Consider the following 20,218-nt stretch of genomic DNA (forward strand, 5'->3'; position numbering starts at 1 on the left):
GTGGCCCAAGTTCGAAGTTAGTGCATCGTCGGTCGGGTGACGATGGCAGGGCGAGCGGACGGCACTGATCCGCTCGGTTCCGTTGGCCAGATGACGACCTCTGGTGCAGGTGGCTGGTAGCCCAGCGACGAGTGCGGTCGGATAGTATTGTAGTCTTTCCGCTACTGCTCGATGACGACACTGGCCTTCTTCAGTGTGTAGAACACCTCGCCGTTGAGGAGTTCATCGCGCAGCTTCGCGTTGAAGCTTTCGCAGTACCCGTTCTCCCACGGACTGCCCGGCTCGATGTAGGCGGTCCGCGACCCAACCGCCGCGATCCAGTCCTGAACGGCCTTGGCGATGAACTTCGGCCCGTTGTCGGAGCGGATATGACCGGGCACCCCGCGCAAACTGAACAGATCCGAGAGCACGTCGATTACGTCATACGCCTTCAGCTTGCGAGCAACCCGGATCGCTAGGCACTCGCGGGTGAACTCATCGATGACGTTCAGCATCCTGTACTTGCGCCCGTTGTGCGTGCGGTGCTCGACGAAGTCGTAGGACCAGACGTGGTCGGGGCACTCGGGCCGTAAGCGAAGGCAGGAGCCGTCGTTGAGCCAGAGGCGTGCCCGTTTCGGCTGGCGAGCGGGAACCTTGAGCCCTTCGCGCCGCCAGATCCGTTCGACTCGCTTCACGTTCACCGTCCAGCCGTCACGCCGGAGCAAGGCCGTGATCCGACGGTAGCCGTAGCGCCCGAACTGCAGAGCCAAAGCGATTATGGCGGCGGTCAGAGCGGCCTCGTCCTCGAGCATCACAGCACACTTGCGCTGGGTCGAACGATGCTGACCCAGAACACGGCAGGCAAAGCGTTGCGACACGCCATGCTCGGCAACGACGGAGTCGACACAAGCCCGGCGGCGAGCCGGGCTCAGAAGTTTTGCTGGCGCTGCCCTTTGGGTCCCGAGGCTGCCTCCTTCAGGATGAGCTTCTCCAGGGTCGGATCGGAGATCGCCCGGCGGAGGCGCTGGTTCTCGGTCTCCAAGGACTTCAGCCGCTTCACCTGACCGCCCTTCAGGCCACCTTACTCGGACCGCCACCGGTAATACGTGACCTCGGTGACCTCGATGGACCGGATTGCTTCGGCGACCTTGCGACCTTGCGAGACCAGAACATCCACTTGGCGCAGCTTGGCGACAATATCTTCAGCCGTATGCTTCTTCCGTCCCATGATGACATCCTCCTCTTGGCTCAGAGCCATACCTCAGGGAGGACCACTTTTCAGGGGGCAGGCCAGTTCGGCGAAACTGGCTGGCCTGGGTCAGGCGATGATGTCCGGCGTGATCTGGTCTTCGATGTAGGAGATCCGGTCGCGCAAGGAGAGCTTGCGCTTCTTGAGGCGCTGGATCTGGAGCTGGTCGCCGGCGACGCTCAGTTCGAGGGCGTCGATGGCGCCGTCCAGGTCGCGGTGCTCCTGCTTGAGCCGCTCCAGCTCGTCGGCGAACGCCGTCGGTTCGTCGTCGTTCAACGCACTCGCCATCGCACCCTGTAGCCCCGGGATTCCCGTGCGCCGACCATGCGGCACCGCTCCGCCGACGGCAAGAACCCCCGGCGCGACCTGCACAGGCAAGGTCTCACAGGAGCCGGTTAACCATGCCCGAGGCCGGTCCGGAAAAACCCGCAAGCCTGGCCGCCAATAGCCTTCGACAGCCGGCTTCACATATGTCAGTCTCCGATTCGTCGAAACGAGACAGGAGAAGACACTCATGTCACTGCAGACGCACCTGACCCAGCTCGCCCGGAAGCACGAAGCCCTCGAGCGGGAGATCCACGACGCCAAGCACAGGCCCTCGGCGAACGACCTGCGCATCGCAGAACTCAAGAGAAAGAAACTCCTTCTCAAGGACGAGATGAACCGGCTTCGAAGCGACACCGATTCGCTGCACTGAGCCTGTACAGGCCCAAATTTTTCTCTGAGCGTTCGCCGCCGCCCCTGGTCTCCAGGGCGGCGGTTCTCGTTTGCGGGAAGCCCGCCGTCCCGCATAAGGTCCGGCTCAAGCCGGCGACCACGACCGGTCCGACGACCGGAGGATTCGATGGACGCCCCCGCCAACGCCCGGCCCGGCAACGCCGCCTATTCCGAGGTCCACGCCGCCTCCCTCGCCGACCCCGAGGCGTTCTGGCTCGCTGCGGCGCAGGCCCTCGACTGGGCGAGCCCGCCGACCCGTGCCTTCGACGCATCGGCCGGGGCCTGCGGCCGCTGGTTCCCCGACGGACGCCTCAACGCCTGCCACAACGCCGTGGACCGCCACGTCGCCGCCGGTCGCGGCACGCAGGCGGCGATCCGGTACGATTCGCCCGTCACCGGCACCCGCCGCACCATTACGTACGCGGACCTGCTCGACGAGGTGGCGACCCTCGCCGGGCTCCTGGCCGCGTGCGGGGTGGGCCCCGGCGACCGTGTGGTGATCTACATGCCGATGGTGCCCGAAGCGCTGTTCGGTATGCTCGCCTGCGCCCGCCTCGGGGCCGTCCATTCCGTGGTGTTCGGGGGATTCGCCGCCAACGAACTCGCCATCCGCATCACCGACGCCACGCCCAAGGTGGTGCTCGCGGCCTCGTGTGGGATCGAGCCGAACCGCGTCGTCGCCTACAAGCCGCTGCTCGATGCCGCCATCGCGGCGTCGTCGCACACGCCGCATGCCTGCCTGATCCTGCAGCGCCCGCAAGCGGAGGCGACCCTGGTGCCGGGGCGCGACCGGGACTGGGCCGAGGCCGTCGCGACCGCCAGGGCGGCGGGTCTCCGGGCGGCCTGCACGCCGGTGGCGGCCACGGACCCGCTCTACATCCTCTACACCTCGGGCACGACGGGCAAGCCGAAGGGCGTGGTCCGGGACACCGGCGGCTACTGCACGGCGCTGGCCTGGACCATGCCCAACCTCTACGACGTGGCGCCCGGCGAGACCTATTTCTGCGCCTCCGACATCGGCTGGGTGGTGGGGCATTCCTACATCGTCTACGGCCCGCTGCTGCACGGCTGCACCACGATCCTGTACGAGGGCAAGCCCGTCAGCACCCCCGATGCCGGCGCCCTGTGGCGGGTGGTGTCGGAATACGGCGCCGCCTGCCTGTTCACGGCGCCCACGGCCCTCCGGGCGATCAAGAAGGACGATCCGCGGGCCGAGCGCGTGCGGGACCACGACCTCTCCCGCTTCCGCAGCCTGTTCCTCGCCGGCGAGCGGGCCGACCCGGATTCCGTCGCCTGGGCCGAGCGGGCGCTCGATCGCCCCGTCATCGACCATTGGTGGCAGACGGAGACGGGCTGGGCCATCGCGGGCAATCCGCTGGGTGTCGGCCTGCTGCCGGTCAAGCACGGCAGCGCCTGCGTGCCGATGCCGGGCTACGACCTCGCCGTGCTTGACGAGGCGGGACGTCCGGTGCCGGAGGGCACCATGGGCACCATCGCGCTGAAACTCCCCCTGCCGCCCGGCTGCCTGCCGACCCTGTGGGGAGCGGAGGACCGCTTCCGCACGAGCTACCTCACCACCTATCCGGGCTGGTACGACACCTCGGACGCGGGCGTGGTCGATGCCGACGGCTACGTCACGGTGCTGGGGCGCACGGACGACATCATCAACGTCGCCGGCCACCGCCTGTCCACGGGCGGGATGGAGGCGGTGCTGGCCGCGCACCCCGATGTGGCCGAATGCGCCGTCATCGGCATCCGCGACGCCCTGAAGGGCGAGCAGCCCTGCGGCTTCGTGGTGCTGAAATCCGGCGTCGACCGCGACCCCGGTGTCATCGAGACGGAGCTCGTCGCCCTGGTGCGCGAGCGCATAGGCCCCGTCGCCGCCTTCAAGCTGGCGTTGACGGTCGCGCGCCTCCCCAAGACGCGCTCCGGAAAAATCCTGCGCGGCACCATGAAGCGCATCGCCGACGGCGAACCCTGGACCCTGCCGCCGACCATCGACGACGCCGGCACCCTCGACGAGATCGACGCGAGCCTTCGGGAGCGTGGCTTGGTGTCGGACGGGCAGACACCCTGACGGGCAGATGCCCCGGGGGATACGGGCCCCTCCCGGGCGCGGAACCCTAGCGGGCGCCGCGGGGTTCGGCCAAAAGCACGGGACCGCCCGGGAGAGCCACGCATGACCGTCCGCCTGTTCGAGCCCCTGCGCCTCGATGACCTAGAAATCGAGAACCGCATCATCGTGGCGCCCATGTGCCAGTACTCGGCCCATGCCGGTCAGGCGGGCGACTGGCACCTCATGCATCTGGGGCAGATGGCGCAGTCCGGCGCCGGGCTCCTGACCCTGGAGGCGACGGCAATCTCCCCCGAGGCGAGGATCTCGCCGACCGACCTCGGCCTCTACTCCGATGCGACGGAACTGGCGCTGGGACGCGTCCTCGATTCCATCCGGGCCTCCGCGCCGATCCCCCTGGCGATCCAGATCAACCACGCCGGCCGCAAGGCCTCGAGCCACGCCCCCTGGGACGGCGGCGCCCAGATCGCACCGGACGCCCCCGACGGCTGGCGTACGGAAGCACCCTCGGCGGTGGCCCACGGCGCCGACGAGGTGCCGCCACACGCCCTCGATGCGGAGGGGCTGAAGCGCATCCGCGACGGCTTCGTCGCCACCGCGCGGCGCGCGCTCAGGCTCGGGATCGACGGGTTCGAGCTGCACGGGGCGCACGGCTACCTGCTGCACCAGTTCCTCTCGCCCCTATCGAACCGGCGGACCGACCAGTACGGCGGCGATCTGGCCAACCGGATGCGGTTTCCACTGGAATGCTTCGAGGCCGTGCGCGACGCCGTGCCGGCGGGCAAACCCGTGTGGATGCGCGTCTCGGCCACCGACTGGGTCGAGGGCGGCTGGACCGTGGAGGAGACCGTGGAACTCACCCACGCCCTCAAGCGCCGGGGTGCGGCCGCCATCCACGTCTCCACGGGCGGCCTCTCGACGGAGCAGAAGATCCCCCTGTCGGCCGGCTATCAGGTGCCGTTCGCCGAGCGGATCAAGGCCGAGACCGGGCTGACCACCATCGCGGTCGGCCTGATCACCGAAGCGGCCCACGCCGAATCGATCCTCGCCGCGGGCCAGGCCGACGCCGTCTCGCTCGCCCGCGCGTTGCTCTACAACCCGCGCTGGCCCTGGCACGCGGCGGCCGAACTCGGCGCGAAGGTGCGGGCGCCCAAGCAATATTGGCGCTCCCAGCCGCGCCAGTACAAAGACCTGTTCCACGAGACCCGTCACGGACAACGCTGAGCATGGACGACGACATCACCACCTTCTCGGTCCAGCGCGTCCGCTACGACGAGGAGAACGGCATCTGCCTCATCTCCGGCGCCGACGACGAGGAGGAGCCGGCGGGCTACTTCATCATCCAGATCGAGAAGGGCGACCCCGACGGTCCCCTCATCGAGATCTTCGGCGAGGACCTGACCCAGGCGGACGGCGTCGAAGCCTTGGAGATCGGCCTGCGCTCCCTGCAGTTCACCTTCGACCCGAAAAGCCTCATCGGTGCGGAGATGCCGATGGTGCGAATCGAGTCGCAGACCGAGATTCCCGAACGGGCGCGGACGCGGTTGGCGGTGGCGTTCGGCAAGCGCGCCAAGCGGGCGTGAGCCGGGTTTCGGCGGATCGGTTTTGCAAGACGGCCGCGCAGGAGAAACGCGATGGCACCGGTCAGGGACCGGGCCGCGCTCGTCGGTCGCGTAAGGAGACCGTCCTTGTTGTAGGCAGAAAACCGCGCGCCGACGCACAGGCGGGGCGTTCGAGGCGAGGCCCGCGTCTCCTCTGGTACGTCCTCGGCGGCGCAGTCCGCAAGCGACCGACCGAATTCAGGTGGTCCGCCGTCAGGATCGAGGATTGGAACGACGGCAAGCGATTTTGAAACGCGCAGGCAACGGGCGTCCGTTGCCGCGACCAAACCGAATTCCTGGGAAGCGTTCGTCATACGTTCGGAACGAAAGGCGTTCGCGTGTGGCAGACCAGTCCTCCCGCGCCCTGCAGCCAGCCATGTGAGGGTGGCACTATGCCTTCGTCGTGGGCGCCCCGCTCCGGCCACGCACCCGACGCCGAGCTTTCACCTCGACAAATCCGTGGCGCGCTGAGTCGAAACAGTTCATCGCCGGTCGGAAGTATCACCAACAATTTTTCGTGATGTTCCGTGATGAGGGACACACGCGAAGTGAGCTGTCGGCTCTGAGGACACACCTAAAAATTTCGTTAATTCGAACGCCGATATCACGTTGACGGCACCTTCGAGTTGTATGCATCTGCACACAGACATGACGACGGGCCATCGAAAATGAACTGGTCGCTCTTTGGAAAATCCAAAGCTTTGAAGAACGATGGCAGAAGCATCGATTTTCGTAGCGCCAGCAATTCCGAGATAGAGGATGTCGAGGACGCCTCGCACGAGACTTCGCAGCGATCGGCTCAGCCCATCCCTTTTCTGATGAAGAACAATAAAGATTTTTCCATCGACTCCGTCGGACAGAAATCGGAAATCATTCGGTTCCGGATTTCCGAGATGTCGGACCGCCTCGAAGATCTCCGGTCCCTGAAGGACGATTTCGCTTCGATCCTCGAGCCGATCATCGAGATCACGGATGAACTGCCCAAGGCGAAGATTCGAATCTCCGAGATCGAAGCGCTTCTCGCCCTCGAACAGGCGAACACCTCCGGGATGCGGCGCGAGTTGGCCGACAGGGCGGAACGGCTCGTCGATGTCACCAACAACTTCTCCGCGGCCACCATCCAGTTGCAGCACCTTGAGGCCAGCCTGCGGGACCGGGATACGACGGGCGAGGAATTGCGCGTCGGCTTGCGCGACAAGACGCTCGTCGCCGAAAATCTCGAGCGGCAGCTCTATGCCGAAACCGAGCAGACCCGGGCGCTCCAGGGTGAAAGCAAGGCCCTGCGGAGCGAGGCCAAGGCTCTCGATCAGGCACTGGCCCGTTCCGAGAGCGAACTCCAGGATATCCGCGAGACGCGCAGCCTGCTGGAGCAGGACAATCAGCGCCTGCAGGCCCTGAGCGAGAACCAAGTCGTTCGCATCGAGGAGCTCGCGGTTCGCGCCCAGGACTCCGAAACGCAGCTCGAACTGTCCCGGACGGGGCTTCGAAACCTCGAACAGCAGCTGTCGAATGCCGTCGCGGCGGCGCAGAAGGCCGATGTCCAGTACGAGACCGAGATCGCCGCCCACCGGACCGAGCGCACCACCCTGGCGATGCGGCTCGAAGCCGCCACGAGCCGTCTCGGAACCACGGACCAGATGCTTCAGCAGGTCCGCAATCAATTGCGCGACCGTGACGAGACCGGCCGGGTGGCGGAGCGGGGTCTCAAGGAATCGTCCATCGAGCGGCTGACCCTGGAGCGCCGCCTGGAGAGTACGCAGGCCGACCTCGCACGACAGACCGAGCGCTTCCTGGAGATGCAGCGCCTGCGCTCCGAACTCGATCACCGGTGCGAGATGTTCGCCAAGGCCATCGCGGCGAAGGACGCGGCCCTCGATCAGGCGACCGGTCGGGTCGCGAGCCTCATGGAGCGCATCGAGCAGCACGTGCATCGCCAGGAGGCCGAGCGTGCGGATTTCGAGACCGTCAATCACCGCCTCGTCGAGGAACTCCAGCACGAGCGCTCCGAGCGCAAGATGGCGCAGGGGGCCCTCGACATCGCCCGCGAAAGCCGCGTCTCCCTTCAGAAACAGCACGACATGCTGAAGCGCGCGACGCGTTCGTATGGGGCGGACGAAACGGGATCACGGGCCGAGACGGCGCCGGCGGCACCGCAGGAAGCGAACAACGTCCGGCCGTTCATGCCGGTCGAGAAGTCGACCTGACCCCCCTGCGAATCGGAACGATCGGTGCCGTCACCGTGCGGCGGACAACGACACGACATTCGGTGGAAAGCGGACGATGACCGAGAACGCCCTGCGCGACCGAGAGACCTCGTCCGCCGCTGCCGCCGCCTGGCTCATGCGGGGACGGGCGGAGAGCATGCCCGTCCTGGTTCAGGACGTGGTCCCGCAGAACTTCATCCCGTCGCATCCGACCCACGAGGCAGTACCGATGGACGAGGTGGCGAAGCCGGACAAGCGCAACTGGTCGTCGACCCTCGACCTCATCCACGAGGCGACCACGGCGATCCGCATCAGCGAGGAGCGTGCGACGGAGCTGGAACTCGAACTGCAGCGCACCGTGACGCAGGCCATCGAGCGCGAGCGCTTCCTCGAGCAGAAGATCGCCGCCACGGAGGCGCGCGCCGAACTCGCCGAAGGTCGGGCGAAAGAGGCCGAGGAGTGGCTGAACCGGCTTCACGAGGCGGTGGTCAGCGGATTCACCCGGGCGTCGTCGGAATCCGCGCAGCCCGATGTCCAACGCTCGTCCGTCGCGTAGCCCGTGCCATGGCGTCCTCCTCGCGGCTGATCGAACCCGCACCGCATTCCCAGCCGTTCCCCGTGGGCGGCCGACGTGTGTCCCATGCGCTGGTCCTCTACGAGCCCGCGCAAGAGGCCGAGTGCGACGGGGCCAGAACCCTGCGCCTGGTCGAGCAGGCCGTCGAATCCATGCAGGCCCTGCGTGAGCGGGCGGACTACATCACGGCCCAGGCCCACGATCTGATCCGGCTGACGAACCTCGAACGGGCACAGGTCGAGACCGAATTGCGCAAGGTGCGCGAGGACAAGGCGGCCGTCGAGCGGCAGATGCGGGACGCCGAGCAGGCCCTGGCGCGGGCGAACCTGCGCCTGCGGGAAGCCGAACTCGGGCGGCGGGAAGCCCAGGTGGCGGCGCGGGAGGCCGAGACCCGGGCCGTCGACGCCGAAGCCCGGGCCGTCGACGCCGAACTTCGGGAGCAGGGGCTCGCCTCCTACCTGAAGAAGATCAGCGCGTTCCTCCAGGTGCGGCTCGCCGTGGCCGAGAGAGAAGCCTGAGGCCGACTGGACCCGGCCGGCGCTCAATCCCACAGCACCCGCTCGACGAAGCCGGCGATCCAATCCTGCGCCGCCCGCGCCTCCGGCAGAACGCTGAGGATCGGGTACACGTGCATCAACCCGGGCTCCTCGTGATAGATCACCTCGCAGCCCGTGCGTGCGGCGAGGCGGCGGGCATCGGTGACGAGGATGTCGTGACCGCCGCAGAACATCAGGATCGGCGGCACGCCCGCAAAGGAGCCGAAGAGCGGGCTGACGCGGGGGTCGGTGACGGGCAGGGCGCCGGCGTACCAGCGGCCGGCCGCGCGGGCGCCGGGGCGCATCAGCATCACGTCGCGGGGTTCGATCGCGGCCTGCTCCGGATCGCTCAGGGTGACGTCGAGCCATGGTGAGATGAGGACGAGGCCGCCCGGCGCGGGCAGGCCCGCCGCCACCGCCTGCTGGGCTAGCGCCAGGGCCAGGCCGCCGCCGGCCGAATCCCCCATGACGATCACCCGGCCCATAGGGTCACCGGCGACCAGGTTGCGGTAGAGTGCGAGGGCGAACGGGATCGTCTCGGCGCAGGTGTGGGCGGGCGCGAGGGGATAGAGCGGTACCACCACCCGCACTCCGAGGCGCTCGGCGAGGCGGGCGACGAACCACCAATGAATTCGGGTGATCGGCGCAGCGTAGGCGCCGCCGTGGAAGTAGATCACCGTGCAGGACGGCGCCCGCCCGCGCGGCATGACGGTGTAGACGGCGTGGCCGTCCTGCAGCGTCTGCCCGACGTCTAGGCGGCGGCGCAGGGTGCGCGGGGGGAGGGCGGGCTTCGGATCGAAACCGAGGAATTCCCGCGGCGTCACGTCGGCACGGGCGAACTTGCGCCGACCGCCCGTGAGGCGAATGAGCAGCGCGAGGGCGTGGGCGGCGAGGCTCGGCACGACGGATCGCGTCTCCGCCCGCCTACCGCGTCACGGCACCGACCATCGGCCCGAGGGGCCGACTGAGGTCGGAGCGGTTCATGGACGGCGCGTAGAGGCTCGACACGCTGCCGTCGAGGAACAGGGCGTTGCGGCAGCCGAGCGCATCCTTGAACAGGCGCGCGAAGGCGCCGAAGCTCACGGGGCGCTCGGAGATGGCGAACACGGCAGTGCGACCGTCGTCGCGCACGCCGACGCCGTTGCGGATCTTCTGACTCGGCCCGTCGCTGGAGATCTTGGGGTGGATGTGGCCGTCCACCACCAACATCGGCCCCGATTGCGTGGCGAAATCGGGCTTCGGGTTGACGCGCAGATAGCGGGTGGTGTCGAGGACGCCGGCGCGGTCGCCCTTCACGTAGAAGATGCCGTTGGGCTTGAGGTGGAAGTTGCCCGGGCCGTTGGCGGTGGACACGCCCTTCAGCTCGCGCCCCTCCTCGACGTAGAGGCCGACCGGGGCCTGATCCTTGTCGTACATGCCGGCATTCATGGCGAAGCGCAGGGACGGGCCCTGCCTGTCGCCGAGGGTCGAGAGCGACGAGTAGGGCTGCCCGTCGGGGCCGCGCCAGAACAGCCGAACCTTCTCGCGGCGCAGATCGACGGTGCAGACCGTGTAGGTCTCGCCCTCGGCCTGGACCGGCCTGCACGGCGCGGCGGCGGGGGGCGAAGCGGGGGCGGGGGCGGCGGAGACCGAAGCCGTGCAGGCCAGGAATGCGGCGAGGGCCGGAGCAAGCCATCGCCGCGTCCGGCAGGCGGCATCCTGAAGGGCGAGACCGTGCATCGCGAAACCCTTGCGGCCGGGAGGAGAGCCGGGACGCGCTTCCTCGCCCGAAAGCGGCACGGTTTTCAAGTCGCCCGGCGCGCCGATTGGCCGGGCGGGGCGTGCGCCTTCACGATTGCGGCAAAACGGATCGCTCGCTGAACCGTTGCAGGGCGTTCCGCGTTCCTGTGCCGTTGGGGGACGCAACGGTATCTCTCGGAGAGTGTGAGATGAAACGAGTTGTTCTGGCCTCGGCGGCGATGATCGGCGCCCTCGCGATGATCCCGGCGACGGCGGAGGCGCGCGGCTTCCACGGCGGCGGGTTCCACGGCGGCGGGTTCCACGGTGGCGGGTTCCACGGTGGCGGTTTCGGCGGCGGTGGCTTCCGCGGCGGTTTCGGAGGCGGTGGCTTCCGGGGCGGGTTCGGTGGGTATCGCGGCGTCGGTTTCGGCGGCTACCGCGGTGGCTTCGGCGGTTACCGCGGCGGGTTCTACGGGCATCGCGGCGGCTTCTACGGCGGTCGCGGGTTCGGACGCGGCTACGGCTACGGGCTCGGGGGCCTCGGCCTCGGTGTGGGCCTCGGCCTCGCGGCGGGCGGTCTCTACGGCGGCTACGGCCCGGGTTACGGCTACGGCTACGGTGGCGGATACGCCCCGGTGGGCTACGGTGCCTACGACGTCGGCTACGGCGGCGGCTGCTACACGGTCCCGCGCGTGCGCTGGACGCCTTACGGCTACCGCCGGGTGCTGGTCGAACGCTGCTACTGAGCACAGAGACCCGGTCGCGACACAGGGGGGCTGCCTGCGGGCAGTCCCCTTCTTCGTTTCAGCGCCCCATCTCGTCCCGCCGCATCGGCATGGCGTCGATGGTGGCGAACAGGGTCTCGGCGGGCAGCGGCGCGGCGGCGTCGAGCTTCGTCCCCCCGTCCTTGCCGACGAGCACCACCCGGAACGACGCATCGGGAAGGCCGAGGCGCGCGCGCAGGCCCCGCGCTTCGGCGGTGGTGCCGACCGCCTCCAGAACCACGAGATCGCGGTCGCGCACCCCGTCCGGCACCGCCGCCAGGAGCGCGCGCTGGCGCATCAGGTGCGGATCGTCCGGCCCGGGGGCCGACATCACCACCACGCGGGCCTTCCAGTAATGAGCCGCAAGGGGATTCTCGGCCGCCCTCGCCCCGCCGCCCATCAGCACCATTCCCATCAGCAACAGCCCCCGAACCATCGCGCGTTCCTCGTCTGCACGTCCGTACCTGCACGTCCGTCAACGCGCGAGGACCCGATTTGCCTTCCCCGCCCGGGGCCCCATTTGCCGAACCTCGGGACAGCGTTCAAGATCGGAGATTGCCCATGACCCAAGCGACGAACCCGACCGCCGGCACCGTCAACCGCCGCATCGTCCTGGCCGCCCGTCCGCACGGCGAGCCGAACGAGAGCCATTTCCGCCTGGAGGAGGGCCGGGTGCCGACGCCGCGCGACGGCGAGGTGCTGCTTGCCAACCGCATCCTGTCCCTCGATCCGTACATGCGCGGGCGCATGAGCGCGGCCAAATCCTACGCCGAGCCGGTGGCCATCGGCGACACCATGGTGGGCGCCACGGTGGCGGAGGTGGTCGCCTCGCACCATCCCGATTTTTCCGTCGGCGAGACCGTGGTGGGCTTCGGCGGCTGGCAGGATTTCACCACCTCGGACGGCAAGGGCCTGCGCAAGCTCGACCCCGCCGCGGCGCCCGTGAGCACCGCGCTCGGCGTTCTCGGCATGCCGGGCATGACCGCCTATACGGGCCTCCTCAACATCGGCGCCCCGAAGCCCGGCGAGACCGTTGTGGTGGCCGCCGCCACGGGGCCCGTCGGCTCCCTCGTCGGACAGATCGCCAAGCGCAGGGGCGCGCGCGCCGTCGGCATCGCCGGAGGTCCCGAGAAATGCGCCTACCTGCGCGACGTTCTCGGCTTCGACGCGGCGCTCGACCACCGCGCCGATGACTTTCCCGACGCCCTCGCGGCGGCCTGCCCGGACGGCATCGACGTGTATTTCGAGAATGTCGGCGGCGCGGTGTTCGACGCGGTGCTGCCCTTGCTCAACACCTTCGCGCGCATTCCCGTCTGCGGCCTCGTCTCGGGCTACAGCGCCACGGACCTGCCGCCCGGCCCCGACCGCATCCCGCTCCTCATGCGGGCGGTGCTGTCGAAGCGGCTGCACCTCCAGGGCTTCATCGTCTGGGACTTCGCCGATCAGGAGGCCGAGTTCCTGCGCGAGGTCGGCGGTTGGCTCCGCGAGGGGAGCATCGTCCACCGGGAGGACATCGTCGACGGCCTGGAGAACGCCCCGACCGCCTTCGCGGGACTTCTGAAGGGCCGCAACTTCGGTAAGCTGCTGGTGAGAATCGCCTGAGTCGGTCCCTCCGAATCTTGCCGACGCTTGAGAACGAATGTAGAACATCAGTGACGCGGCGGAACCCCGTGAGTCACGGGGACAACCCGCCCGCGATGATTGCCGGGGCCTTCGGGACGGCCCATGACAGGCGGCGTCGAGTGCGGTTCGGCCCGTCACCGGGCCGGGCAGCGCTTCGGCGCGCGGTGAGATCGATCGAGAGGAGAGAGCGGCATGGCCGGCAGCGTGAACAAGGTGATTCTGGTGGGCAATCTCGGGCGCGATCCCGAGACGCGACGCCTCGCTTCCGGCGATCCCGTGGTCAACCTGCGCATCGCCACATCGGAGTCCTGGAAGGACAAGATGTCGGGCGAGCGCAAGGAAAAGACCGAGTGGCACGCGGTGGTGATCTACAACGAGAACCTCGCCCGCGTCGCCGAGCAGTACCTGCGCAAGGGCTCGAAGGTCTACATCGAGGGCCAGCTCCAGACCCGCAAATGGGCCGACCAGTCCGGCGTCGAGAAGTACACCACCGAGGTGGTGCTGCAGCGCTTCCGCGGTGAGCTCACCCTGCTGGACGGCCGTTCGGGCGGCGCCGGCGGCGAGATAGGCGCCGACGAGGAGGGCGGCGGCCAGATCAGCCGTGGCGGCGATTATGGCGGTGGCGGCGGGGATTACGGTAGCGGCGGCGGTGGCCGCGCCTCCGGCGGCGGTCGTCCCTCCGGCGGCGGCGACCGGCGCCCGGCCCCGTCGAGCGGCGGTGGCTCCAAGCCGAACTACGACCTCGACGACGACATCCCGTTCTAGGTCTTTTACGAAGAGGGCGCGGCACCGGACGGGGCCGCGCCCTCTTCGATTCCACGGGTGGAAACCCCTTCGCCCGGGCGACATCGTCGGGGCCCGGGATCAGGCCGCGCCCGTCCACCACAAGCCGTTGCGGGTCCACGGCTTTCCCGTGCGCGCAAGGCGACGCTCTGTGGCGAGGGCCGGACGGATCGGGTATACGGGGCGGTGAGGCCGGTCGAGGCCGGTTCGCCCAGGCGAGCCGAGACGACGATCCGGCACCCCAAAAGTTCCCCGTGAGGGGTCGTCGTCCATCGACGCCCCGCGCTTCGGGCGCCCACCCGGCAGAGATCCAGAGCCTTGGCAGAGAACGACATTCCCGGCGCCGGAGCGCCCCCCGCCTCCGACATCAAGCCGGTTTCCATCGTCGACGAGATGCGCCGGTCCTATCTCGATTACGCCATGAGCGTGATCGTGAGCCGGGCGCTGCCCGATGCCCGCGACGGGCTCAAGCCCGTGCACCGGCGCATCCTGTACTCGGCCTACGAGAGCGGGCACTTGCCCGAGCGCAAGTACGTTAAGTCGGCCCGCATCGTCGGCGACGTCATCGGTCTCTATCACCCGCACGGCGACCAATCGATCTACGACGCCCTGGTGCGCATGGCGCAGGACTTCTCGATGCGGCTCATGCTCATCGACGGGCAGGGCAATTTCGGCTCCGTCGACGGCGATCCGCCGGCGGCCATGCGCTACACCGAATCGCGTCTCGCCAAGCCCGCCAACGCGCTCCTGGCCGATATCGACAAGAACACCGTCGATTTCCAGCCGAACTACGACGAGTCGCGTGAAGAGCCGACGGTTCTTCCCGCCCGCTTCCCGAACCTGCTCGCCAACGGCGCCGGCGGCATCGCGGTGGGCATGGCCACCAACATCCCGCCGCACAACCTCGGCGAACTCATCGACGCCTGCGTCGCCCTCATCGACGATCCGGGCCTGTCCATCGAGGGACTGACCGAGATCGTCCCCGGCCCCGACTTCCCCACCGGCGGCTCGATCCTCGGCCGGGCCGGCACGCGCCAGGCCTACGCCACGGGGCGCGGCTCCATCATCATGCGGGCGAAATCCCACGTCGAGGAACTGCGCAAGGAGCGCGAGGCTCTGATCTTCACCGAGATCCCGTATCAGGTGAACAAGGCGACGCTCATGGAGAAAATCGCCGAGCTGGTGAAGGAGAAGCGCGTCGAGGGCATCTCGGATCTGCGCGACGAATCCGACCGCGACGGCATGCGCATCGTCGTCGAGATCAAGCGCGATGCCATGGCGGACGTGGTGCTGAACCAGCTCTACCGGTTCACGCCCCTGCAATCGTCGTTCGGCTGCAACATGGTCGCCCTCAACGGCGGCCGCCCCGAGTTGATGAACCTCAAGGACCTGCTCCAGGCCTTCGTGGACTTTCGCGAAGAGGTGGTGTCCCGGCGGACCAAGTTCCTGCTCAACAAGGCCCGCGAGCGCGCCCATGTGTTGTGCGGCCTCGCCATCGCGGTCGCCAACATCGACGAGGTGATCCGCCTCATCCGGACCTCGCCTGATCCGAACTCCGCCCGCGAGGCCCTCATGGGCCGCGACTGGCCGGCCAAGGACATCGCGCCCCTCATCGCGCTGGTGGACGACCCGCGTCATCGCATCAACGACGACGACAGCTACCGCCTGTCCGACGTGCAGGCCCGCGCCATCCTCGACCTGCGCCTGCAGCGCCTCACGGCGCTCGGCCGCGACGAGATCGGCGACGAGTTGCAGAAGCTCGCCGATGAGATCGCCGACTACCTCGACATCCTGCGCTCGCGCCCGCGCATCATGGGCATTGTCAAGGACGAGCTCGCCGAGGTCCGCGAATCCTTCGCCACGCCGCGCCGGACGGTGATCCTCGATTGGGATTCCAACGTCGAGGACGAGGACCTTATCCAGCGCGAGGACATGGTGGTGACCGTGTCCCATGCGGGCTACGTCAAGCGCGTGCCGCTCTCCACCTACCGGGCCCAGCGTCGGGGCGGCAAGGGACGCTCAGGGATGGCGACCCGCGACGAAGATTTCGTCACCCGCCTGTTCGTGGCCAACACCCACACGCCGATCCTGTTCTTCTCGAACATGGGTCAGGTCTACAAGGAAAAGGTCTGGCGCCTGCCCATGGCGGCGCCGAACGCCCGCGGCAAGGCCCTCGTCAACATCCTCGCGATGGATGCGGGCACCGAGCGCATCACCACCATCATGCCGCTGCCCGAGGACGAGGCGTCGTGGGAGACCCTCGACGTGATGTTCGCCACCGCCAGCGGCGGGGTGCGGCGCAACAAGCTCTCGGACTTCGTGCAGGTGAACCGCGCCGGCAAGATCGCCATGAAGCTCGATGAGGGCGACCACATCGTCCACGTGGAGATCTGCCGGGCCGACCAGAACGTGCTCCTCACCTCCAAGGACGGGCAGTGCATCCGCTTCCCCGTGGAGGACGTGCGGGTGTTCAAGGGGCGCGATTCCACCGGCGTGCGCGGCATCAGCCTCGCCAAGGACGATCGCGTCATCTCCATGACGATCCTCAACTCCTTCGAGGCCAGCCCCGAGGAGCGAGCCGGCTACCTCAAGATGCGCCGGGCCGTCATCGGCGACGGCACGGAAGGCGAAGAGGCGAGCACGGAGGCAGAAGAAGGCGTCCAGGAGGCGAGTGCGATCTCCCTCGAGCGCTACAACGAGATGGGCGCCCACGAGCAGTTCGTGCTGACACTGTCCGAGCGCGGCTTCGGCAAGCGTAGCTCGTCGTTCGAGTACCGTACCTCCGGACGCGGCGGCAAAGGCATCACGGCCATGCGGGTCAACGCCCGTAACGGCACCCTGGTGGCCTCCTTCCCGGTGCAGCCCTCGGACCAGATCATGCTGGTCACCGATGCGGGCCAGCTCATCCGCGTGCCCGTGGACGACATCCGCATCGTCGGGCGCGCCTCGCAGGGCGTCACGGTGTTCAACACCGAGAAGACCGAGCGCGTGGTCTCGGTGGAGCACATCGAGGGCGAGGACGAGGCGGGCGACGCCCCCGGCGAGATCACGGGCGAAGCCGCAATGTGATCGCCCGGACCCCCGTCGTCATGGCGACGGGGGTCCGGGACGGGTTCGGGCCCCGTCGGGATGGCGGGGATGCGGCCTCGGGGGCAGGAAGGCGGACGTCGGTGTGGGCTCAAGCCGCCCTGCGCGGGGAGGCGAGGGTGCAGCGGGCCTTGCCCCGCGCCTTCGCCTCGTAGAGCGCCGCGTCGGCGGCGGAGACCAAGCTCGCGAGACCGGTGCCGTCCTGGGGCGACGCGGCGATGCCGATGCTGACTCCGATGGTCGCCGTGCGGTCGCGCCCGAGGCCGTACGGTACCGAGATGCGCGCCGCGAGCCGCTCGCCGAACATGATCAGCGCCTCCGGGGCGAGCGCATCGGCGAGGACCACGAACTCGTCGCCGCCGAGCCGCGCGATGACGTCGTGCGGTCCCACCGCCTGTCGCAGGCGATCGGCGACGGCTTGCAGGAGCTGGTCGCCCATGCCGTGGCCGTAGGTGTCGTTGACGGCCTTGAACCCGTCGAGGTCGAGGTAGAACAGGGCCGTCGGGCGATCCTGCCGCCCCGCCATGGCGTCCGCGAGGCCGAACCGGTTCGCCAACCCCGTCAGGCTGTCGTGCTGCGCCCGGAACGCGTTCTCGCGTTCGGCCCGCATGGTGGCGACCAGCATCTTGTTGAGCCGGAAGCCGGCCGCACTCATGCTGGCGAGATAGAACGGAATCTGCAGGAAGGTGATCAGCAGGACCGGCTCGCCGGTGAACGGCGCGCCGAGGCAGCACGAGCCGAGGGTCAGCACGATCATCGCGCCGGCGAGGCGGGGCGCGCCGAAGTTGCGGAACGAGATGCCGCCAACCATGGCGGCGGCCGAGAGGCACGCGAGGGTCGCCACCACCCAATCCCCGCTGATGAGGCTGATCAGGGTGCCGTAGCCGACGCTCGCCGCCCAGGCGAGGCCGAGGAGGATGTAGAGGTCCGTGGGGGTTTCGCCCCCCCTGGCCGCCGCCCGCCGAGCCTGAACCAACACGACGAGCCGCACGAGGCAGATGACGCATTCGAGAACGCACCAGACCACGAAGTGCGGCTGCGGGATTCGGACGGCGACCAGCATCGACACCGTCAGGGTGTTCAGGACGCCCCCGGCGAAGATCGGAAGCGTGCCGAACAGGCTCGCGATGAGGGCGGCGCGGATCTCGTCCGGAACGTCGCGCCCCGCATCGGTGAGCCACCGCGTGACGCGCCAACGGGGCAGGCTGAACAGCAGGGGATCGTTGCGCATGGAGCGACTCGGCGGCGGTGGGACGGCCCGCGGGCGGCGAAACCGGGGTCCGCCGTCCACGACTCTCCTGCGGCTCACCGGGTGCTGGCCGCGCTTCACCGCTCGCATGTGTTGGGTTAACATTCACACCACGAGGTATAGACGATCGTGCGGATTCGTACCCTCGGCGGTCGATCCCGCGCGTCGGAACGTCTGCGAAGACGAATGCGGCAGCCTGATCATGCCGTTCGCATGCGAGACCGGCGCACCGGCATGGGGCAATAGGCTGATCCGCGACCGGGTCGCACTCGATAGCCATCCGACATCCATCGGCGGTTCGCGAACATCCGACGAGGTCTTGGTCACGGCCGATCCGGTTGAACCGCACCCGCTTGGACGGCCTCGCCCACCGATCGACCGGGCCCCGGTTCCGTTCGGGCGAAAAATGCTCTACCCCGGGCCGCGATGATCCGCACCGCGCTCTACGCCGGCTCCTTCGACCCGGTCACCAACGGACACCTCGACGTGATTCGTCAGGCGTGCCGGCTTGTGCAGCACCTCGTCATCGCCATCGGGGTGCATCCGGGCAAGGCCCCGATGTTCACCGCCGAAGAGCGGGCCGACCTCCTGCGCGACACCTGCACGCCGCTGGCGGAGGCGGAGAGTGCGCGCCTGGAGATCGTCGCCTTCGACGACCTCGCCGTCACCGCCGCCCGGCGCCACGGCGCCACCCTGTTCATCCGGGGCCTGCGCGACGGCACCGACCTCGACTACGAGATGCAGCTCGCCGGCATGAACGGCGCGATGGCGCCGGAAGTCCAGACGGTGTTCCTGCCGGCCTCCACCGGCGTCCGCCCCATCACCGCGACCCTGGTCCGCCAGATCGCCGCCATGGGCGGCGACGTCTCGCCCTTCGTGCCGGCCCTGGTGGCCGAGCGCCTGGCACGACGTTTCGCCGGATCCTGATCCTGTTTCGCCTGAAGAGAGAACACCCGCTCATGAACTTCGGAATCAATCGCCGGATCGCCCTCCTGGCCGTCGCCGCCCTCCTCGGCACGGCGCCCGCGGCGCTGGCGGCGGACGAGAACACCGTGTTCCTCGACACCAAGGACGGTCGCGTCACCATCGAGTTGCGCCCGGATCTGGCGCCGAAGCACGTCGCGCAGATCAAGACTTTGATCAAGCAGGGCTTCTACAACGGCCTCAAGTTCCACCGCGTCATGGACGGCTTCATGGCCCAGACCGGAGACCCGAAGGGCAACGGCACCGGCGGTTCGAGCCTGCCCAACATCCCGGCAGAGTTCTCGCAGACCCCGTTCCGCCGCGGCACCCTCGGCATGGCGCGTTCGTCCGAGCCGAATTCGGCCAATTCGCAGTTCTTCATCTGCCTCGGCGATGCGCCGTTCCTCAACGGCCAGTACACCGTCGTGGGTCTCGTCTCGTCCGGCATGGACGCCGTCGACAAGATCAAGAAGGCGGCCCCCGGTGCCGCCGGCGGCGCCGTGCAGGATCCCGACAAGATCGTGAAGATGCAGTTGGCCCAGGGCGCGAAGTAATCCGGGGGGCGCGGGGCATGGCGGGCGTCGGCCGGGCCTGGGGGTTCTGTAGCCTCGCGTTCGCGCTGCCGCTCGGCACTGTCGGGGCGGAATCGGCGCCCTCGACGGGCCCGCTCACCCTGCCCGAGACCCTGCGGGGCACCGTGCAGGTCCCGTCCCGGCACGGCACAACCTCGAACGGCATGACCGAGAATGGAATGGCGCAGGCCCCCGACGGCAAGCGCCTCGACACCCTCAAGGATCTCTATCCCGCGCTCGCCGCCTGCTGGATCGTGCCGGAAGGCCTCGCCCGCTTCGAGCGCACGGAGATCACCGCCCGGTTCGCCCTTCGCCGGGACGGATCGGTCATCGGAACCCCGCGCGTCACCTTCGCGACGGAAGCTGGCGACGGGCGGGCGCGTGCCCTGCTGGCGGAGGCCGCCGTTTCGGCGATCCGGCGCTGCACGCCCGCGCGGGTCACGGCCGCCCTCGGGGCGGCCATCGCGGGGCGTCCCATCGCGCTCCGCTTCATCCATCACGGACCCAGAGGACAAGGAATCTAG

Annotated in this window: 19 protein-coding genes and 1 pseudogene; 14 read left to right on the plus strand and 6 right to left on the minus strand. The window is 68.6% G+C overall.

Features of this window, described 5'->3' with window-relative positions:
* Positions 1-17: 17 nt before the first annotated feature.
* A pseudogene (locus ASF52_RS14150) lies at positions 18-1,207 on the minus strand (IS3 family transposase).
* A 90-nt stretch (positions 1,208-1,297) separates the two neighbouring features.
* Positions 1,298-1,516 carry a YdcH family protein gene (locus ASF52_RS14160; protein ID WP_056173172.1) on the minus strand — a complete coding sequence of 73 codons (219 nt, stop codon included), beginning with the start codon at positions 1,514-1,516 and terminating at the stop codon, positions 1,298-1,300.
* Between the two features lie 226 nt (positions 1,517-1,742).
* On the opposite strand from ASF52_RS14160, the gene ASF52_RS14165 reads away from it, so the two are divergent.
* The 7 genes from ASF52_RS14165 (at position 1,743) to ASF52_RS14195 (ending at position 8,916) form a co-directional block, all read left to right on the plus strand.
* The gene (locus ASF52_RS14165) at positions 1,743-1,925 is read left to right on the plus strand and encodes a YdcH family protein (protein ID WP_056173175.1); all 183 of its coding nucleotides are present in this window, start codon (positions 1,743-1,745) and stop codon (positions 1,923-1,925) included.
* 147 nt (positions 1,926-2,072) lie between these two features.
* Positions 2,073-4,022, plus strand: coding sequence for a propionyl-CoA synthetase (locus tag ASF52_RS14170; RefSeq protein WP_056173178.1), 1,950 nt, complete (start codon positions 2,073-2,075; stop codon positions 4,020-4,022).
* A 102-nt stretch (positions 4,023-4,124) separates the two neighbouring features.
* Positions 4,125-5,243 carry an NADH:flavin oxidoreductase/NADH oxidase gene (locus tag ASF52_RS14175; protein WP_056173179.1) on the plus strand — a complete coding sequence of 373 codons (1,119 nt, stop codon included), beginning with the start codon at positions 4,125-4,127 and terminating at the stop codon, positions 5,241-5,243.
* A gap of 2 nt (positions 5,244-5,245) precedes the next feature.
* On the plus strand, positions 5,246-5,602 hold the full coding sequence (locus tag ASF52_RS14180; RefSeq protein ID WP_056173181.1) for a hypothetical protein: 357 nt from the start codon (positions 5,246-5,248) through the stop codon (positions 5,600-5,602).
* Between the two features lie 911 nt (positions 5,603-6,513).
* Positions 6,514-7,824: a chromosome partitioning protein ParA gene (locus tag ASF52_RS14185; RefSeq protein ID WP_156630157.1), complete on the plus strand. Its 1,311-nt coding sequence runs from the start codon at positions 6,514-6,516 to the stop codon at positions 7,822-7,824.
* Positions 7,825-7,900: 76 nt separating this feature from the next.
* Complete coding sequence (locus ASF52_RS14190) at positions 7,901-8,380, plus strand: hypothetical protein (protein ID WP_056173188.1); 480 nt, start codon at positions 7,901-7,903, stop codon at positions 8,378-8,380.
* Between the two features lie 8 nt (positions 8,381-8,388).
* A complete protein-coding gene (locus tag ASF52_RS14195) occupies positions 8,389-8,916 on the plus strand; it encodes a hypothetical protein (protein WP_056173190.1) in 528 nt (175 codons plus the stop codon).
* A gap of 23 nt (positions 8,917-8,939) precedes the next feature.
* On the opposite strand, the gene ASF52_RS14200 is transcribed toward ASF52_RS14195, so the two are convergent.
* Positions 8,940-9,836 (minus strand): alpha/beta hydrolase fold domain-containing protein, encoded by an 897-nt coding sequence (locus ASF52_RS14200; protein ID WP_056173193.1) that lies wholly within the window; start codon positions 9,834-9,836, stop codon positions 8,940-8,942.
* A 22-nt stretch (positions 9,837-9,858) separates the two neighbouring features.
* The gene (locus ASF52_RS14205) at positions 9,859-10,653 is read right to left on the minus strand and encodes a phosphodiester glycosidase family protein (protein WP_082515343.1); all 795 of its coding nucleotides are present in this window, start codon (positions 10,651-10,653) and stop codon (positions 9,859-9,861) included.
* Between the two features lie 209 nt (positions 10,654-10,862).
* On the opposite strand from ASF52_RS14205, the gene ASF52_RS14210 reads away from it, so the two are divergent.
* The gene (locus ASF52_RS14210; protein WP_056173197.1) at positions 10,863-11,399 is read left to right on the plus strand and encodes a hypothetical protein; all 537 of its coding nucleotides are present in this window, start codon (positions 10,863-10,865) and stop codon (positions 11,397-11,399) included.
* Between the two features lie 58 nt (positions 11,400-11,457).
* Here the strand turns inward: ASF52_RS14210 and ASF52_RS14215 are convergent, their stop codons facing one another.
* Positions 11,458-11,853, minus strand: a complete 396-nt coding sequence (locus ASF52_RS14215) for a DUF4174 domain-containing protein (RefSeq protein ID WP_056173201.1) — start codon at positions 11,851-11,853, stop codon at positions 11,458-11,460.
* A gap of 125 nt (positions 11,854-11,978) precedes the next feature.
* Between ASF52_RS14215 and ASF52_RS14220 the strand changes: the two genes are divergently transcribed.
* The 3 genes from ASF52_RS14220 (at position 11,979) to gyrA (ending at position 16,892) form a co-directional block, all read left to right on the plus strand.
* On the plus strand, positions 11,979-13,019 hold the full coding sequence (locus ASF52_RS14220) for an NADP-dependent oxidoreductase (protein ID WP_056173203.1): 1,041 nt from the start codon (positions 11,979-11,981) through the stop codon (positions 13,017-13,019).
* A gap of 213 nt (positions 13,020-13,232) precedes the next feature.
* Complete coding sequence (ssb, locus tag ASF52_RS14225) at positions 13,233-13,805, plus strand: single-stranded DNA-binding protein (RefSeq protein WP_056173207.1); 573 nt, start codon at positions 13,233-13,235, stop codon at positions 13,803-13,805.
* A gap of 336 nt (positions 13,806-14,141) precedes the next feature.
* On the plus strand, positions 14,142-16,892 hold the full coding sequence (gene gyrA / locus ASF52_RS14230) for a DNA gyrase subunit A (protein WP_056173209.1): 2,751 nt from the start codon (positions 14,142-14,144) through the stop codon (positions 16,890-16,892).
* A 109-nt stretch (positions 16,893-17,001) separates the two neighbouring features.
* Here the strand turns inward: gyrA and ASF52_RS14235 are convergent, their stop codons facing one another.
* Positions 17,002-18,141, minus strand: coding sequence for a GGDEF domain-containing protein (locus tag ASF52_RS14235; protein WP_056173215.1), 1,140 nt, complete (start codon positions 18,139-18,141; stop codon positions 17,002-17,004).
* 444 nt (positions 18,142-18,585) lie between these two features.
* On the opposite strand from ASF52_RS14235, the gene coaD reads away from it, so the two are divergent.
* The 3 genes from coaD to ASF52_RS23280 are packed head-to-tail and all read left to right on the plus strand — an operon-like array spanning position 18,586 to position 20,218.
* A complete protein-coding gene (coaD, locus tag ASF52_RS14240; RefSeq protein ID WP_056173219.1) occupies positions 18,586-19,086 on the plus strand; it encodes a pantetheine-phosphate adenylyltransferase in 501 nt (166 codons plus the stop codon).
* A 44-nt stretch (positions 19,087-19,130) separates the two neighbouring features.
* The gene (locus ASF52_RS14245) at positions 19,131-19,676 is read left to right on the plus strand and encodes a peptidylprolyl isomerase (protein WP_056174096.1); all 546 of its coding nucleotides are present in this window, start codon (positions 19,131-19,133) and stop codon (positions 19,674-19,676) included.
* A 17-nt stretch (positions 19,677-19,693) separates the two neighbouring features.
* Positions 19,694-20,218, plus strand: a complete 525-nt coding sequence (locus tag ASF52_RS23280) for a hypothetical protein (protein WP_244473822.1) — start codon at positions 19,694-19,696, stop codon at positions 20,216-20,218.

Source organism: Methylobacterium sp. Leaf112, from assembly GCF_001423295.1.
Taxonomy (GTDB): Bacteria; Pseudomonadota; Alphaproteobacteria; order Rhizobiales; family Beijerinckiaceae; genus Methylobacterium.

What these genes read in the sequence shown, in the direction of transcription:
- ASF52_RS14160 (WP_056173172.1), bottom strand. Translation starts at nt 1,516, where the DNA reads ATGGCGAGTGCGTTGAACGACGACGAACCGACGGCGTTCGCCGACGAG.
- ASF52_RS14165 (WP_056173175.1), top strand. Translation starts at nt 1,743, where the DNA reads ATGTCACTGCAGACGCACCTGACCCAGCTCGCCCGGAAGCACGAAGCC.
- ASF52_RS14170 (WP_056173178.1), top strand. Translation starts at nt 2,073, where the DNA reads ATGGACGCCCCCGCCAACGCCCGGCCCGGCAACGCCGCCTATTCCGAG.
- ASF52_RS14175 (WP_056173179.1), top strand. Translation starts at nt 4,125, where the DNA reads ATGACCGTCCGCCTGTTCGAGCCCCTGCGCCTCGATGACCTAGAAATC.
- ASF52_RS14180 (WP_056173181.1), top strand. Translation starts at nt 5,246, where the DNA reads ATGGACGACGACATCACCACCTTCTCGGTCCAGCGCGTCCGCTACGAC.
- ASF52_RS14185 (WP_156630157.1), top strand. Translation starts at nt 6,514, where the DNA reads ATGTCGGACCGCCTCGAAGATCTCCGGTCCCTGAAGGACGATTTCGCT.
- ASF52_RS14190 (WP_056173188.1), top strand. Translation starts at nt 7,901, where the DNA reads ATGACCGAGAACGCCCTGCGCGACCGAGAGACCTCGTCCGCCGCTGCC.
- ASF52_RS14195 (WP_056173190.1), top strand. Translation starts at nt 8,389, where the DNA reads ATGGCGTCCTCCTCGCGGCTGATCGAACCCGCACCGCATTCCCAGCCG.
- ASF52_RS14205 (WP_082515343.1), bottom strand. Translation starts at nt 10,653, where the DNA reads ATGCACGGTCTCGCCCTTCAGGATGCCGCCTGCCGGACGCGGCGATGG.
- ASF52_RS14210 (WP_056173197.1), top strand. Translation starts at nt 10,863, where the DNA reads ATGAAACGAGTTGTTCTGGCCTCGGCGGCGATGATCGGCGCCCTCGCG.
- ASF52_RS14215 (WP_056173201.1), bottom strand. Translation starts at nt 11,853, where the DNA reads ATGGTTCGGGGGCTGTTGCTGATGGGAATGGTGCTGATGGGCGGCGGG.
- ASF52_RS14220 (WP_056173203.1), top strand. Translation starts at nt 11,979, where the DNA reads ATGACCCAAGCGACGAACCCGACCGCCGGCACCGTCAACCGCCGCATC.
- ssb (WP_056173207.1), top strand. Translation starts at nt 13,233, where the DNA reads ATGGCCGGCAGCGTGAACAAGGTGATTCTGGTGGGCAATCTCGGGCGC.
- ASF52_RS14235 (WP_056173215.1), bottom strand. Translation starts at nt 18,141, where the DNA reads ATGCGCAACGATCCCCTGCTGTTCAGCCTGCCCCGTTGGCGCGTCACG.
- coaD (WP_056173219.1), top strand. Translation starts at nt 18,586, where the DNA reads ATGATCCGCACCGCGCTCTACGCCGGCTCCTTCGACCCGGTCACCAAC.
- ASF52_RS23280 (WP_244473822.1), top strand. Translation starts at nt 19,694, where the DNA reads ATGGCGGGCGTCGGCCGGGCCTGGGGGTTCTGTAGCCTCGCGTTCGCG.